Source organism: Prosthecobacter sp. (assembly GCF_020439865.1).
In the GTDB taxonomy this organism is placed as follows: Bacteria; Verrucomicrobiota; Verrucomicrobiia; order Verrucomicrobiales; family Verrucomicrobiaceae; genus Prosthecobacter.
In genome coordinates, this window is record NZ_JAGRPF010000132.1 from 24,430 (window position 1) to 40,538 (window position 16,109).

Genomic DNA, 16,109 nt, shown 5'->3' on the forward strand with positions numbered 1-16,109 from the left:
TCCCATGCAACAATCTGTCATTCCCCTGAATCAAACTCCGGACGCCATGCTTCTGCTTCCGGAGGCTCGTGCTGAAACGGCGGGGGCGTCGTTAAATCTCGCCCTCATTTTGGACGGAGTCAGAAGACACTTCTGGATTCCGATGACGCTGGCGATGTTTGGCATGATCATCGGTTACTCGTACTACAAGCGCCAGAAGCCCGGCTACGAAGCGACAAGCGTGGCCCAGTTTGGTGCCGAGCAAAAGACATTGCTGGGAATCGACGGAGTCGGCTCCAGTCACTTTGGAGATGAAAAATCCGTCAACACACTCATCCAGGCCGCCAAGAGCCGTGACGTGATGGGACGAGTCGTGACCGATCTCAAACTCACGCAACGAGCCACGTTTTCCGGCGGACACCCGTCTGAATCCAAGGAAGCCAAAGATCACGCGATCGCCGTAGTGGGGACAATGACGCGCGTATCCCTGCGCAAGGACACACGCCTGATCGATTTCACCGTCAGCGGTCCCGATCCCGACCTGGTGGCCTCCATCTCCAGCCAGGCAGCGTTGAGTCTCGTCACCGAGCTCGAAAACCAGAAGAACAGAACACTTCAGGAAGCGGTGCAGTCGCTCGTAGCCGAAGGCGAACGCCTGCAGGAGAAGCTCAAAAAGTCGGAGATCGCGATGCACGACTACAAGAGAAAAAACCAGGCCATCTCACTCGATGAACGAAAGGATCTGGTGCTTTCAAAGCTGAAGGAGCTTGGTGCAGGGCTGAACCGTCAGTCCACCGAGAGGCTGACTCTGGAAACCCACCTTCAGGCCTGCAAAGAAGGCAAAATGCCGCGTGATCAGCTGCTTAATCTGCCGACGATCGCGAACCACCCGAAGATTTCGGGCATTCTCAGCCAGATTGGTGCGCAGAAGGCCGCGCTGGCCGTTCTGTCTGAACGCTACAAATCCAAGCATCCGAAGTACGAAGCCGCACAGGCGCAGTATGACAATCTGGAGCAGCAGCTCGACACACTCCTCGGAGACGCCGTCGGCCTGCTGAAATCGAGCTGTGAGAACTCCCGGGAGCTGGAGAAGAAAATGCAGGAACAGCTCAAGCAGCAGGAGTCGGAAGCGCTCGACCTCGAGCAGCTCGCGGTGCAATACAATGTGCTCAAACGTGAGATGGAATCGGACCAGGCGGTGTATGAGTCTGTTCTCTCCCGCATCAAACAGGTGGACGTTTCCAAGGAGATGGAAGCGCCGCCGATCTGGGTGCACCAGCTCGCTATGGTACCCACCGAGCCAGTCTCTCCCAACGCCCAAAAGATTGTTGGAAGCTCGACCGCAGGAGGCGCCATGCTGGGCCTCGCCATCATCGGATTGATGGTGATGCAGGACCGCTCGATCCGCAGCCTGGAAGATGCTAGGGAAAAGCTCCGGATGCCCGTGCTCGGGATCGTCTCCAATGTCACTCAGGAGCCGGAGTCCTCAGGCAGAACCCAAAACGCCGCGATGAGAGCGGAGATGGTGTTGAAGACGCACAAGAACATCGCAGAAAGTTTCCGCGAGCTGAGGGCGGTGGTCACGAAGCATGCCCGGGGGCAAAAGCAGAGTTACATGGTCGTCAGCGCCGTCCCGGAAGAAGGAAAGACCTTCGTATCGACTCACCTGGCGGTCACGTTTGCCAGTCAGGGGCTCAGGACTCTGATGGTGGATCTGGATTTGCGTCGTTCGCGGCTCGCGGAAGAGTTTGGAATCTCCAAGCGCGGCTGCGGTCTGACCGAACTCGCGCTGGGCGAGGCCACGCTGGCGGATGTTTGCCATTACACGGGGATCCCCAATCTGTTTCTGCTGCCAGCAGGCCGTCATGTTTCCAGTCCTGCGGAACTTCTGGCGAACTGTGACATCAAACAGTTGCGCAAGGTTGCGCTGAAAGCCGGGTTTGACCGGATCGTCATCGATACGGCGCCATTGATTCCGGTGCATGACACGCTGGTGCTAGGTGAACTGGCCGACATCACCTTGATGGTGGTCAGGTGCAACCGCACTCCCTCGGTCATCGTGCAGGAGGCCATGCGCAAGCTTCAGCAGACGGGCATTCCGCTGTCAGGCGTGGTGCTGAACCGACTGACAAGGCGCTCCCGCAGCTACGACTATTACTATCACAACTCGTACTACCGCCCTAGGGAGATTGAGAACGGCGATGATACTCGGTTGCCCGTTCGCAATGCCCCCTTCCAGCAGGAACGGATTATCTGATCCTGAGAACACGCGAAGGCTCAAAGGGAGGAAAGGCAATCCTGATGCCAGAATCCGGCCGCAATCGTTTCATCCGACTGCTCAAGACATCAACGAAAGCGCCCGCTTCGAGAGAAGCGGGCGCTCTGTTTTAAGATTGAACTTTCCGGCCGAACAACTATGCGGCCATGAATTCCTGACGACCATTCGCCAGGAGTCCATGCTCGACGCAGTAACGTGCGATTTTGGCTCCTGAATCGATGCCCGTCTTTTTCCAGATGTTGTGCTTGTGAACCGACACGGTCTTGGCCGAGAGATTCAGATCCAGCGAGATGGCCTTCAGGCTCTTGCCTTGGGCGATCTGCAGGAAGATCTCCAGTTCGCGATTGCTCAGGACCTTGTGCATTTCCTTTTCTCCGGTCGGAAGACGAACGGCGTTTTCCGCGAAGGATTGAGCGACACTGCGCGAGAGGTACTTCTTGCCGCGCAACGCCGACTGGATGGCGTTCACGATCTCGCTGGGCGGCGAGTCTTTGGCCACATAGCCGCAGGCTCCGGCTTTCAGCGCTCGTTCGATCCACAGCGCCTCGATGTGCATGCTGACGATGATGCACGCGGGAGAAGGCATGGCTGCCGAAAAATCGGCCAGAAGCGTGAGCCCTGAGCAGTCCGACATCTCGATGTCAATGAGCACGACGTCGATGTCTTGATGGGAAGACAACTCGCGCGCCTTTTCAGCACTGGTTGCCACGATGACTTCGAAGTCTTTGAGCATCAGGCGCAGATACTGTCCCAAGGTCTCGGCAAACATGGCATGGTCGTCAACGATCAGGATTCTCTTAGGGGGATGTGTCATCGTTTCGGAGGGAGTGAGGATGAGAGTGAGTTAATTCTGTCAGCAGCAACGATTGTGACTGCTATGACGATCTAATTTGTATGGTATTACTTATATTACGCCTAAATTAAGTTTCATTTCTTTACCCCAAACATTCGCAACGTTAAGCGACCATTTACCGGCAGACGCCAGTTATCTGAGAGGGGTGGCCTTCAGTCCTCTCGCACGCTCTCGAAACATCATTCGCGACCTTGTTGACCGTGCGAAGGCGCGACTTAGAATCCGGTTCAGCCCATCACGAAATTGAACCCGGCATAAGCCCGTGCTTAGCTCATTACGAATGAAGGGTTTAATGACCTGAAGCCCATCTGGACTCAAAGTTCCCGCCAGCTTCACAACCGCCGATTCATCAACAGCAAGGCTGCGGGAAGTGTTTGATTTATGACCACCAACCATGCTCGCAACGGAGACAACAATCTGCCAATCATTGAGCCCGACGTTTCCTCTCTTCTTCACGTTTCTGAAACACGGCTTCGAACTGTCAGGAGCCAGGAGCGACCGGCTGGGGATACACGCTTAACCACCACGGACATGTGCAGATGTTTGTTGTTTCATCCGAGCGAGATCACCCGCTCAAGCTGGCGGCTGCTGTTGAAAAAGTTCCTGCCCGAGTGCCAGACGCGAGAAGCATGCGACCTCGTAGAAATCCACGACCTCGCGGAGCAGGGGCTGGTTGATGTGCTGATGATGGAGTTTCGACCTTGCGATCTTGATCACGGACTGGAAGAACTAAAATCCGTGATCTCTTTGACCGGAGGCCGGCACGTCATGCTCATGTGTGGATCGCCCGCGCACGTGACGGCTCGAACCGCGATGCAGGCTGGTGCCTCCGTGTTTCTGGGCTGCAACGAGTCCGTGGACGAATTGAAACGTGCCATGCACGCCGCGATTGAGGGCGTGCCATACATCTCGAGCGAGCTGGCATCCGTGCTGGCCTGCTCATCCGTCTCTGCCGATGACTCTTATGTTGAGGAAGACTCGCATCAGGGTGCCCTCTCGACGCGTGAAGAGGAAGTCTTGAACCTGCTTGTCTCAGGGCTGAGGCCCAGCCAGGTCGCCGGACGACTCGGCTTGAGCATGAAGACCATTTCGAGTCACAAACGCAATGCGCTGGGCAAGCTGGGAGTGACGAACATTTTAGAGGCGGTGCGGCTTTGGGTCTGAAGCCATTCACAGGGAGTCGTAAGGCTTCACTTACCATTCGGAGTTTGTGTCCTTTTTCATTTCATCGATCATGTGGTTGTTATGAAAATACTTCCCATTTTAGCATCACTCACACTCATCACTCCGCTCGCCAGTCGGGCAGAGGTCATCGTTCAAAACGTCGATTTTGGCACGATCACCGGAGACAGCCAGCTCTCCTTCTCCCAGTTCGACACTTCACTCGGCACACTGACCGACGTGACACTTTCCTGGACGGTGAACTCGAGCATCTCCACGGCTTCCATCACAAATCAAAACGCCGGAACGGTGACGGTCAGCAAGATCACCTTCACCAACACGGTGGAGGGCTATGTGCCTTCCGTCGGAAGCTCGGGCGATCTGGTTGCTGAAGTGGCCAAATCCAAATCCGTGACACCTGCCGGCGGAACCGTGACGTTGAACCCGGGCGAATCCTACGTCGTCAACAACGTGGTCTTCAGCGGCTTCACCCAGACCGACAGCTACACTTCCGCGGATTCCAATTTTAGTTCGTTCCAAGGAACCGGCAGCGTGCCCCTGTATCTGACCAACACGTTCGGCGCTACTCCGACCGCGTCGGGTTCCGGCAGCACCACCTCGTGGCTGACCAGCATCACCGGCAGCACCACCGGCAATCTCCAAGTCAGTTACACCTATACCGCTGCGGTCCCCATCGCGCCGGTCCCCGAGCCCTCCTCCATCCTGCTGGGTGGCGGCAGCATTCTGTGTCTGGCAGGTTTCGCCTTCAACCGTCGCCGGAAAGGCGCGAATGCAGTTCTGGTCTGACTCTCACTCCATCTCCCCCTGCTCTCTTGAAAAACTCAACACAGGCAGAACTCAGGTCTGGAAGGCTCATGGCCATGTCCACCTCCATCGTCTGCCTGCTGTTTTCGTTGCATGAGATCTGGGTGAGGCATCCGGCCAGTCATTTTTTTCCGCTCCCTCTGGCCGCCTGGCTCCTGCTGATCACGCGTCACCAGATGTTGCGCAGCCTGCATCAGCCAAAGAACCCCGCGATGTTCGGCTGGCTGGTGGCGATCCATCTTCTGCTGGCGCTCGCCGCCTTCGTTCTCATTTCTCCGTTCCTGGCAGGCCTCGCTTTTCTCGCGGCTTCGGTGGCATTGGCGGCCGCCAAAGGACGGGACGGCGAGGACGAGGCTCCTGCGTGGTCGCTGCCCGCTCTCGCTTTGTTTCTGATCCCTCCGCCGATGATGCTGGATCAGGACATGCATCAAATGCTCGCCGGACTCGCTGCGCGGCTCAGCCAGGGCTGGCTCGATGCCATGCAGGTGCTGCATGTGGTGCAGGGCACCATCGTGGCCACGCCTGAGAAGAGATTCTTTGTCGACGACGCCTGCAGCGGCACGAACTCCATGCTCGTCGCCATCTGCGTGGCCGTGATCATCTGCAGCTTCAATCGAAGAACTCCGGGCCACGCGGTGGCGCTGCTGGCGGCGACGGCTCTGATCTCCATCACATCCAATGTGCTGCGCATCTGCCTGATGATCGGCGGTCTACGCTTCTGGGGATTGGAGCTCGACCACGGCTGGGTTCACGATGCCGTGGGCGTGGCCTTTTTCCTGCTTGATCTCCTGTTGGTCTGGAGCGCGGATCACGGCTTGCATTTCATCATTAATGGCCGCCCGCCAGACACCGGATCATCCCGTTGGGACACTGACGTAACTTGTCGACCGGCGGCCATCTCTGCGGCCCTCGGTCGGATGAATCTCTGCGTGGCATTCATCGGCCTGGTGCTGCTCGTCGGTCCAGAAGTTCTCACGTTGACCCGCCCCGCCCCTATCGCTCAGACTCAGGACGGGCCCGACGAATTTCACATGCCGGAGCAGCTCGCCGGCTGGACTCGGAGTGGTGACCAGCCCGTGGAAAACTCCATGGTCGGCAATCTGGGCGTGCGTAACCAGGTGTGGGTTTACCGCAAAGACGGCCTCGAGGCTTTTGTCGCCATCAACTTTCCATTCCAAGGATTTCACGACACACGTCTGTGCTACGCGGGACAGGGATGGCAGTTTCAAAAGCAGAAGGACGAGGTGCTGCCGGGCGAGACCAAAAAATCTGTGCGCTACCTTGAAATGACACAGCCCACCGAAATGACGCGGGCGCACTTGTGGCTGAGCGTGGTCGACGGACTCGGAACCACGCAGGAATTCACGACCGGGAAGCTGCTGGGCGGCATGGGTGAACGTCTGCTCACGCGCTGGTCCAACCCGGGGCCGGAGCCCACCACCTATGTGGTGCAGGTCTTGACGGTCGAGCCTGAAACCGACGACTGGAAGCAAAGCGCCTTCACCGAACTGCTCGCCGAAGCACGCGGCCGCATGGCCGATGCCCTCTCAAACCACAGCCCTCAATCCGCGGAGGAAAGCGAATGATCGACCAATACATTCACGACGCACGCTACCGCCTCATCCAACTGCTCGATGAGCGCAGGCCCTTGGACGGTCTTCTCGGACTGCCGGCGTTCTTCACCCTCGTCCTGCTGGCATTCATGTGCCTGAACTCGCGCGAAGCCTCGGACCGCGAGCATCTGGACAAGCTGGAACGTCAGGCCCAGGCTCATCTCGACCGAGGACACTTTGCAGAAGCCCACATCGCCGCCATCCGGCTCACCAAGGATCAGGCTCAAAGCCAGAAGGCCCTCCTGATCGAAGCCAAAGCCCTACGTGGCATGGGCCGCGAGGCGGACGCTCTTCGTCTTCTCTCACATCTCGCCCCCTTGGAGCGTCCGGGTTACGCCCCCGCCCATGTGTTGCAGTCGGTGATTCTGCTGGGACAAACGAAACCCGATGTCCAGATGGCCTGGCGGCACCTGGACAACGCCCTCCTCAGTGATCCCTCCAATCAGGACGCACTGGAACTCGCCGCACGTTTTGCCGCCGGACGGCGGGATTGGAATACGGTGCTGCAGTATCTCCAAAAACTGGAGCTTGAAAAACGCGCCGACCTCCTGCTCATGAAAGCCACCGCCCTGCAGTTTTCCGGACAGGAAAAGGAGGCGGTCAAAATTGCCAAACAAGCCGAGGACGCCCTGCGCGAACTGCAGAAATCCGTCACCACGGGAACAGACCAGATTCGCTTCTCCATCGCCGCCAGCCTCAGTCTGCAGCGCCAGTTTGAGCAGGCCGTTCAATGGATGCTCGGAACCGCCCACACCCCACCGACCAAAGAAGAGCGCCAGGTCATCGCCGGCATCTATCTCTCTTGGAGCCGCCATCTCAAAACCCAGCCCGCCGCCGATCCGCTGAAAGTGATGAGCCTGCTCGAACAGGGCATCCAGATCAGCCCGGAGAGCCAGGACCTGATCATGGCCTTCCTCAACGACTGCGACGAACTCCCCATGAGCGGCGGCGAACGACTGCAGCAAGTCGGCAAGGTGCTGAACAAAGGAGGCATCGCCACATCCTTCATGCACTACTACCAGGGCGTGCAGGAATGGAAGCAGGGGAACAAGGACGCCGCGCGTTTTCACTTCGAACTCGCCGGCTCGCTCAATCCCGGCTTTGGCGTCATCAGCAACAACCTCGCCATGGCCATCGCCTCCGTGTCATACGACCGGTCCGACCTCGAACGAGCCCTCGCCATGATGAACGAACTGCTCCGGCAGCAGCCCAACAATCCATTCTATCTCGACACCCGCGGTCACGTTCTCATCAAGCTCAGCCGGTTCCAAGAAGCTGCACGTGACCTGGCACGAGCGCTCCCAGATGCGCAGGACAAGGCCTCTGCCAATGCCACGCTCGCGACGGTGTACAAAAAACTTGGCATGCCAGTACTGGCCGCACAGCATCTATCCATGGCGGGTCAGAATGCCGAATCCAATCCCTTCGTGAAATGAAGCGGATAGGATCGCGCGGCCAATGGTTTTGCAGAAGTGCTCTGTTCGAATCGGACCGGCGAACGTATTCATATCTCACTCCGCGTCCACGCGGGGGCCAGCAGTCTCCGTCACGCAGCTTAGCCATGTGAAGACCGGAGTTCTTGGCGAGTAAAGCCGTCGGAGCTGAGCGAAGCTGTCGTGGTCCGGCCGTTTGTAGGGGCCCATCTCGCTCATTGTGTGATCATGTTCATGGGTGTGCTGTAAGCCGAGCACGTGGCCAATCTCGTGAGGCAGCCATTCGGTGATGGCGTCGCCCACCAAGGCAAACGATTTCGTGCTCCACCACTCGGACGGATCGAGATAGATGCGTCCGGGATGGTCACTCCAAGGAAAGGATGCATGGCCCATGCTTCCAAGTTGCCCATCCCAACGGTGCCCGGGCGGCGCTTCAAAGCTGACCACGATGTCAGCATCCTCTCCCGTTGCGGCGGAGAACGTGAACACGCTGGCGGACTCCCAATATTTGAAGCTCTTGTCAATTTCCCGGCGAAGATTAGACTCTGAAAGGTGACGAGGAATAGGGCTGCTAGTATCCAGCCGCCATGTCAGGTGTCGTTTGTTCCAAAGTTGGGGCTTGTAGTAGCTGATTGGTATTTCCCGCCACTTTTCTTGGGTCAGGGAACAACTGCTGATCAACGACGCAGCGATGGCGACGAAAAAGTGGGTGGCTAGCTTGTGCTTCATAATCCTTCGCGTATCCGGCTTGAATCTCAGCCATGAGATGAAATCGCAAAGGTGATAGTTGTAAGAGCTATTTCAGGAGCTTTGGAGCCGGATTAAACCGATTCCAAAAGACGGCGCACGGTTCTGCGGCCTCCATTCACACAGGATGCCAGAAAATGCCCTCCTGAATGAGGACCATGACCCAAGAAGATCGCAATCCTCCCAGCTGCGGTGCCAGACCTGCGCATCAGCGATTTTCGCGCAGGTCTTGTCGAGATGTCGATGGAGCTGCGCACAAGGCCGCTCCTCCAAAACTCCAAGGCGATGCAACGCATCGCAATCAGGGGCGATGCCACTGAGGCATAGCGCGTCGAGCCTCGTCGCCTGTTTAAGAACAAGCGCTCCGGAACCTTGGAACCCGCAGGTCAGGCGAGGCTCGAACTCAAACCTCGAATCATCCGTTGGGTAACAGGCGTTCCCAAAGGATATCGTTCATCAAGACGTTCGTGATGAATTCGCGGCTGCTGTCCGCAGGAGGAAGCGGCTTAGGAGCGAAGGCAGGCAGGAGGACATCGAGGATGAGCCCCGTGGCTGTTCGAGGTGACGCGATCCGGCCACCTTGGTGATAAGCGAGGAGGTATGCGCCCAAGAGAGCAAGCCCCGGGGCTTCTGCACCGGCATCGACATGTGTGAAGAAAGGATCAAACACAGAGCGCAGCACTTCGGTGGAAAGTCCTGGGCCATTGTCGGTCAGAGTGAGATGCAGGGATCCTGCATCTGCTGCCTCAGCAGCAGTTTGGGCTGAGAGCTTCACCGCAGTCCCAGCGGGGAGCAACTCCAGTTCTGTTTGCAGCAACAGATCGATCATCTTCTCAAGCGAAAGTCGGCTGCCTTGCCCCCTCTGCAGTGTGCCGGAGGCTTCAAACTGAAGGTCAACGCCCTTGGCAGCGAACGCGGGGCCCTGCCGTTCGACCACTGCCCTGATGAGAGCAGCCACATCGATATCCTGCTCGACTGCGGTGGTGGATTGCAGTTCACCGAGGAGATCGGCGATGCGGGAGGATTGCCGAACCACATGGGCATGAAAATCATGCCAGAACGTAGACTGGCGCAGGCGGTCGAGATCGAAATCCTGCTGCCCAAGCCGCCCACGAGTCAATTCAAGGAAGGCATGAACAGCACGCAAAGGCTGTTGCAGATGCTGATTCAATCCAGCGGCGGCAACCCCAAGTCCCATGACGCGATCTGTGATGAGCAGGTTCTGCAATACTGAAAGTTTCTCCTGTAAAAGATCATCACGCTCGTGCTGGAGGATGTAGAACTCCATGGCGCGATGGAGCGTATTCCGAACATCGTCCATATCGATGGGCTTGGAGATGTAGCGGAAGATGTTCCCCAAATTGACCGCATCGACGGTGACATCATAATCGGCATAAGCCGTGACGATCATTCGAACCAGGCGTGGACGAAGATGGCGGGCGCGTTCGAGCAACTGCACCCCCTTCTCCCCGGGCATTCGCTGATCTGAAAGCAGAATGCCAATATCGTCTCCGTGTTGCTCGATGAGCTTGAGACCGTCGGCAGCGTTGTTGGCGGTGAGGATGCGAAATTCATCTCCGAAGGTCTTTTCGAAGTACTTCAATGCCTTCTCTTCATCATCAACGTAAAGAACGGCGTAGCGCTTGAGGTCGTATTGGTTTTGCATGTGGAGGTGTCCTTTTAGATGTCGGCTTGAGGTTTGTGGGTGCTGTCGGCTGAGGGTAATTCCAAAATGAACTCGGTGAACAGGCCGAGTTGGCTGCGCACCTCGATGCGCCCTCCATGGTCGGCGATGATGCGGTTGCAGATGGAAAGTCCGAGGCCCATACCTTGCCCCACATCCTTGGTGGTGAAGAAGGGGTCGAATATCTTGTCCCTGATCTCCTGCGGAATGCCGGGGCCGTTGTCTTTGATGGAGAAGATGATCTTGTCCGTGCCGGTGTGCGCGGAAAGAGAGATGCATGGAGATTCGCCCGCCGCGTATTCCTTCGTTGCCATGGCATCGAGGCCGTTTTGGATGAGATTGATCAACACCTGCACGAACTGGTTGCTGTCGCCCTTGACTTCGAGGCCGCTGGGAATATCCACCTCGCGCTGGGTGCCATCCTTCCAGATGTGGGAGAAAAAGCGCAGGCCGGTATCGACCATGGTCTTCAAGTCAAAGGCGTGATTGAGCTGACTGGTGTTGCGTGTGAACCCACGCAGGTCAGAGATGATCTGGATGACACGGTTCACCCCCTCCTCCACGTCTTTGAGCGTGTCGGCAAAGTTGGCGCGTTCGCTTTCAGGCAGGGATTGGGTGGAGCGACCGATGAGGTGGAGGCCCTGACGAGCATAGTTGAGCGGATTGTTGATTTCGTGGATCAATCCGGCACTGAGACGGCCCAACGAAGCGAGTTTCTCGTTTTGCACGAGCAGGGATTCGGTTTCCTTGATCTGCTCGAGGGCGTTTTCGAGGTGCTGCTTCTGCACGACGAGTTCCTTCTGATAGAGACGTGAATCGACGAGATTTTTCAAGCGCACCATGATTTCGGTCATGGAGAATGGCTTCGGCAAAAAGTCGCTGGCTCCAGAGGCGAGACATTCGAGCTTGGTTTTCTCATCGGCCCGTGCGGTGAGCAGCACGATGGGGATGGAACGTGTGGAGGTGCGGTCACGCAGCTCACGACAGACCTGCAGGCCGTCTTTTTCCGGCATCATCATGTCGGAGAGAATGATGTCTGGTAGGAACTGCGCGGCTTTGTCCACGGCTTGCTGGCCGTCCACAGCCTCCAGGATTTCAAAATTGTTGCTCAACTGGCTCTTGAGGAAGCGCAGCATGTCGGGTTCGTCGTCGGCAATGAGAAGCATGGGCTTCTTGCTGCGGCCGATGCCGGTTTCCACCGGACGAAGCGTGGCCTGGAGCGAAGTCATGGCTGGGAACATTTCGGCACGACGGTAAAGATCAGCGATCCAGTTTTTCTCCTGTTTTTGAGGCTCCGCGGATGTTTCGGCCACTTCGAGGACCTCTTCTGCGATCTCGGCGCTCTCCGTCAGATGCAGCGGCAGTTTCACCGTCATGGTGGTGCCTTTGCCGACCACGCTGGCGGCGGTGACGCTGCCGCCCTGCACTTCCGCGAGTTCCTTGACGAGCGCTAGGCCGATGCCCATGCCCTGAAACTTGCGCTGTGAGGAAGTGTCCGCCTGCCAGAAGCGGTTGAAGATGTGTGGCAATTGATCCGCAGGAATGCCCATGCCGGTATCGCGCACTTCAACCACCAGCCAGCCGTCCTCTTTCGCAGCGGTGAAATCCACCCGACCACCGGAAGCGGTGAACTTCACGGCATTGAACAGCAGGTTGAGGCAGATGCGCTCAAGTTTTTCTGGATCGGCGAGCACGGTGCCGACATCAGATTGGACTTTGGCATGCAATTGAACGCGCTTGTCCTCCGCCACGGCACCAATGGCCGTGGAGAGACCATGGATGAACTCGCTCATCTCCACCCACTGCACCCGCACCTGCGAACGTCCGGATTCCAGGCGCACGAGATCCAGCAGATCGTTGATGAGCTTGAGCAGGCGCATGCCGTTACCATGCATGGTGGTCATCAAATCACGATCTTCGGGAGTGCTGGTGGATTCCGAGCGATGAATGAGGGTTTCCAGCGGCGCGATCATCAGCGTGAGCGGCGTGCGCAGTTCGTGGCTGATGTTCGCAAAGAAGCGGCTTTTGGTTTCGTCGAGTTCGCGCAGCTTCTGGTTGGCGGATTCCAGCTCCGCACGGTTTTCCTCCAAGCGATAACGCAGCTTGAACTCCGACTGACGGATGGTGTTGTAATACCAACTGCCTGCCACGATGAAGACGCCGGTGACAAAAAGGAAATAGAGGTTGTTGAAAAACAGGCCCTGGAATGAAAACGGCCCATGCAGCACGGCCGCAATGAGGTAGGCCGCAACAGTGAGCACAAAGATCAGAACACTGTCCTCCAAAGTCCAGCGCAGCAGCAGGGCGGAACCGAGCATCACCAGATTCAAGCCGGCGTAATAGGGCGAGATGGCACCTTCCTTGGAGTAGATCATCCACGAAATGGCCAGCAACGGAATGAGCGCCACCGAAAGTCCAAGATAGCGGTAGTAGCGTGTTCCGGGCAGATAGTGCAATACCAGCCAGACCAGCGCCAGCAGCACCGCCGAGAAGACCCGGGCTGGAAAGAACTCCATAGCCTGCTTCCAATCATACATGAAGTAATCCAACGAGGCCCCTGCAGGCATGAAGATGCCCGCCAGGAGGGCTCCCAGCTTGTAGTTGCGGATGCGGATGGGGCGTTCGTAGGTGTCAAACGAACTCTCCAGGCTGTCCATCAGAACTGGCGGCTCTGCAGTCATTGGGCGGGTTTCCGGACTTCAAGGAAAATGTTCACCCCCGTTGCGTCGGCTTTGACTTCAACCGAGCCCGGCGGGGCCTTGTCCGGAGCGATCTTGGTGAACTGCTCTTTGTTGCGATAAACGAGATGCCATTCAAGCACATACTCCATCCAGTTGCGGGAGGGATTGGAGAGATCGACGTTCGTGGCGATCAGCAGGCCGCCCGGGGCCACCAAATCGTAGAACACCTCCAGAAGGCGCCGGCAGATGCGGTCAGAAAGGTAATCGAACAAACCCGCGCAATACACGATGTCGTAGCTGGCTGGCTCGAAACCCGCACCGGTGCGAGAGGATTCCTTGAGGATCTGATGCACGGAGCGTTTTTCCAGTTTGATGCCTGTGCGGCGGCGGTGCCGGGCACGCAGCCCTTCGAGATCGCGCGTGGTGTTGGTGATGGTCTCGTCATTGAAGTCGAGCAGCAAAAAGTCGGCGCTGTCGCACAAAGGGTCATCGATGATGAAGTTCTGAATCTCCTGCGCAGGACCACAGCCCAAATTGAAAATACGGGCAATCTTGCCCTGCTTGGCCATGCGCTCCGTCTCATCATGCAGGCGCTGCTTGAGATAAACGATGCGATTGCGATGAGCCACCACGGGTGCAGTTTCGAGGAAGAGCCTGTTGAGAATCTTGGCAAACATCGAGCTGCCTTCATAAGGATCGCGCAGCATCATGCTCACCATTTCATAGTCACCGGCGTAGCCAAGCGGCTTCTGGAAGGTGCGGTAAATGAAGGGGGAACAAAGAACCAACGGATGAAGCTGGCGTTTGATATAACTGCGATGCACCGGTTGCTGATCCTGCACAATGGTGGATGCGGTGCTTTCGAAGCGCTCCAACAGTGGCACCATCGCAGGAAGGATCGGATCCTCAAGCTGCTTGATGGTTTCACGTTCCGCCTGAATGCGGTCTCCTGAAGGCAGCGAACGCACGCCCAGTTCCACCTGCTCCATCCAGCGGCGGAGATCCGAGAGCAGCGTATGCATGTCCGCCACCACCAGTTTGAATTCTGGCAGCACCCGGTAATTCCTTTCCGTCTCCTTGAGAAACTCGGCAAAATCGGCCAGCAGGCGGCTCTTGTTCTGCGCGGGTGAGAGGATGTCGATGTCGATCCAGCCCTCATCCGACAGCGAGGCCTCGCATATGAGCATGATGCCGGTGTTGACCAGGTTGGCGATGACGGCACGCCCGGAGTAAACCACACGATCATTCATCATGATCCTGAAGTCATTGAGCACTTCGGAGAGCTGAACGATGCTATAGGGATTGTAAACCTCGAACACACCGAGATAACGTGTGAGGCGGTGCAGCGTGCCGCGCACTTCCGCCCCCTGGCTGTTGCGGCAGATAATGAAGCTGAGCCGCTCCCCTGTGGAAGCGATGTTTGGAAGTGGGTTGTCGTTGTTCTCCATGTTAATCTCCCGTTGCGGCAGTTTCAGTCTCGGCGAAAGGCACAGCAGTTTCCTGGAGGGAATGTCGGGCGTTTTGGACGGACACCCAAAGGTGCAGGAGACGTACGGAGAGACTGCTCATATCATCATGGGTTTTTGAATTAAAACCGTTGCGTGACACTCAGGGCGAGAACCTGCCATTGGTGCTTGTAGTTGCCGTTGAACAAGGGCTGGGCCGCTCCACTGATCACGCGGGTGGGGTTGTAAACATAGGCGTAGGTGACGTCAACCGACCTTGTCTTGCCACGCCATCCTACACCAAGACTGAAGATGTGGCGGTCGTTGGTGCAAACCAACGGGCTGTAGGTGCTGGCGGGTTGTGAGTTTTCGGAGAACAGGTAGCCGCTACGCAGGCTCCAGCGTTCGTTCAGCGCGTAGGTCATCCCAGTCCCGAGCTCAATCGAGTCCTGCCAGTTGAAGACCGCGCTGTTCTGACCACCGAGCATGGCCTGATTGCTGCCGATGTTGAGAGGAAGATCATTGGTGGCGTTGTTGTTGGTCCATTTGAAATCAAAACCTAGGGTCCAGCGGTCGGTGAGGTCAACGCCATATCCCAAAGCCACGGAACCGGGAAAGTTGAGGTCAGAATTGAAATTGCTGGTTGGACTGAAAACCCCCGCTAGAGCGGGAGGAATGTTCGTGGCTTTGAAGTCGCCACGATACTGGATCCGCACAGGGAGCCTGCCCACCAACGAGAGACGATGTCCCTTCGCGAATTCCCAGTTGACGCCCATGTATGCCCCAAGCCCCCAGCCCTGACCATGGGCTTGAATATTGCCTTCCGGTGATCCGGGGATGATGCCGCTCCAATTGTAGAACTGCTTGATCATAAGATCCGAGTACATGATCTCCATTCCGACGGCCACGCTCAAACTGTCGGTGATCTTGAAGGCAACCGCAGGGGTGATGTCCGCCACCAGCAGATTCGACTCGTAAGGCAGAGCGTATCGCATGCCTGACGTGGCGCTCATGTTCTTCGGATAGATGGACGCCATGCCATATGGAGTGCTGAGCCCAATGCCGAAGGCGACCTTTCCAGGCACGATGGGCTGCACGAAATACATGCTGGCGGGATAGATCCAGCGGCGGCTCATGCCCACCTTGTCGCCGCTGGTGGAATCGAGACGGATGTCTCCGCGCCACATGGCGGCGTCAATCAGCAGTTCGCTTTTCTCGATGGTGAGGATGTTGGCAGGAGAGACGCGCACGGCGGATGCGTCCCGCAAGTTGGCATATCTTCCACCTGCGATACCAAGAGCCTGGGCGGAGTCTGGCACCACAGAGAGGGTTTCGGCCGAGTAAGCCGATGAGAGCAACGCGGTAAGGGTGAGCAGGATTTGGCAGGCGTGTGTTTTCATGAGTCTGGAG

The 16,109-nt window shown here is 57.3% G+C and carries 11 protein-coding genes; 5 read left to right on the forward strand and 6 right to left on the reverse strand.

Features of this window, described 5'->3' with window-relative positions:
- The first annotated feature begins 4 nt into the window (after positions 1-4).
- The gene (locus tag KDL09_RS15550; protein WP_294386947.1) at positions 5-2,236 is read left to right on the forward strand and encodes a polysaccharide biosynthesis tyrosine autokinase; all 2,232 of its coding nucleotides are present in this window, start codon (positions 5-7) and stop codon (positions 2,234-2,236) included.
- Between the two features lie 157 nt (positions 2,237-2,393).
- On the opposite strand, the gene KDL09_RS15555 is transcribed toward KDL09_RS15550, so the two are convergent.
- Positions 2,394-3,071 (reverse strand): response regulator transcription factor, encoded by a 678-nt coding sequence (locus KDL09_RS15555; RefSeq protein ID WP_294386950.1) that lies wholly within the window; start codon positions 3,069-3,071, stop codon positions 2,394-2,396.
- A 570-nt stretch (positions 3,072-3,641) separates the two neighbouring features.
- On the opposite strand from KDL09_RS15555, the gene KDL09_RS15560 reads away from it, so the two are divergent.
- The 4 genes from KDL09_RS15560 to KDL09_RS15575 all read left to right on the forward strand — a co-directional run bounded on the left by KDL09_RS15560 (position 3,642) and on the right by KDL09_RS15575 (position 8,145).
- Positions 3,642-4,274 carry a response regulator transcription factor gene (locus tag KDL09_RS15560; RefSeq protein ID WP_294386952.1) on the forward strand — a complete coding sequence of 211 codons (633 nt, stop codon included), beginning with the start codon at positions 3,642-3,644 and terminating at the stop codon, positions 4,272-4,274.
- An 81-nt stretch (positions 4,275-4,355) separates the two neighbouring features.
- Entirely contained in the window at positions 4,356-5,078 is a 723-nt protein-coding gene (locus KDL09_RS15565; RefSeq protein WP_294386955.1) for a PEP-CTERM sorting domain-containing protein, read from the forward strand.
- A 74-nt stretch (positions 5,079-5,152) separates the two neighbouring features.
- A complete protein-coding gene (xrtU, locus tag KDL09_RS15570; RefSeq protein WP_294386956.1) occupies positions 5,153-6,682 on the forward strand; it encodes an exosortase U in 1,530 nt (509 codons plus the stop codon).
- A complete protein-coding gene (locus KDL09_RS15575) occupies positions 6,679-8,145 on the forward strand; it encodes a hypothetical protein (RefSeq protein WP_294386959.1) in 1,467 nt (488 codons plus the stop codon). The genes xrtU and KDL09_RS15575 overlap by 4 nt, the downstream gene beginning before the upstream one ends.
- A gap of 75 nt (positions 8,146-8,220) precedes the next feature.
- Here the strand turns inward: KDL09_RS15575 and KDL09_RS15580 are convergent, their stop codons facing one another.
- The 5 genes from KDL09_RS15580 to KDL09_RS15600 all read right to left on the reverse strand — a co-directional run bounded on the left by KDL09_RS15580 (position 8,221) and on the right by KDL09_RS15600 (position 16,099).
- Positions 8,221-8,871 (reverse strand): matrixin family metalloprotease, encoded by a 651-nt coding sequence (locus tag KDL09_RS15580; protein ID WP_294386962.1) that lies wholly within the window; start codon positions 8,869-8,871, stop codon positions 8,221-8,223.
- Positions 8,872-9,304: 433 nt separating this feature from the next.
- Complete coding sequence (locus KDL09_RS15585; RefSeq protein ID WP_294386965.1) at positions 9,305-10,555, reverse strand: response regulator; 1,251 nt, start codon at positions 10,553-10,555, stop codon at positions 9,305-9,307.
- Between the two features lie 14 nt (positions 10,556-10,569).
- Positions 10,570-13,254, reverse strand: coding sequence for an ATP-binding protein (locus tag KDL09_RS15590; RefSeq protein WP_294386968.1), 2,685 nt, complete (start codon positions 13,252-13,254; stop codon positions 10,570-10,572).
- The gene (locus KDL09_RS15595) at positions 13,251-14,702 is read right to left on the reverse strand and encodes a class I SAM-dependent methyltransferase (protein ID WP_294386971.1); all 1,452 of its coding nucleotides are present in this window, start codon (positions 14,700-14,702) and stop codon (positions 13,251-13,253) included. Before KDL09_RS15595 ends, KDL09_RS15590 begins: the two co-directional genes overlap by 4 nt.
- A gap of 140 nt (positions 14,703-14,842) precedes the next feature.
- Positions 14,843-16,099, reverse strand: coding sequence for an outer membrane protein transport protein (locus KDL09_RS15600; RefSeq protein WP_294386974.1), 1,257 nt, complete (start codon positions 16,097-16,099; stop codon positions 14,843-14,845).
- Positions 16,100-16,109 lie beyond the last annotated feature (10 nt).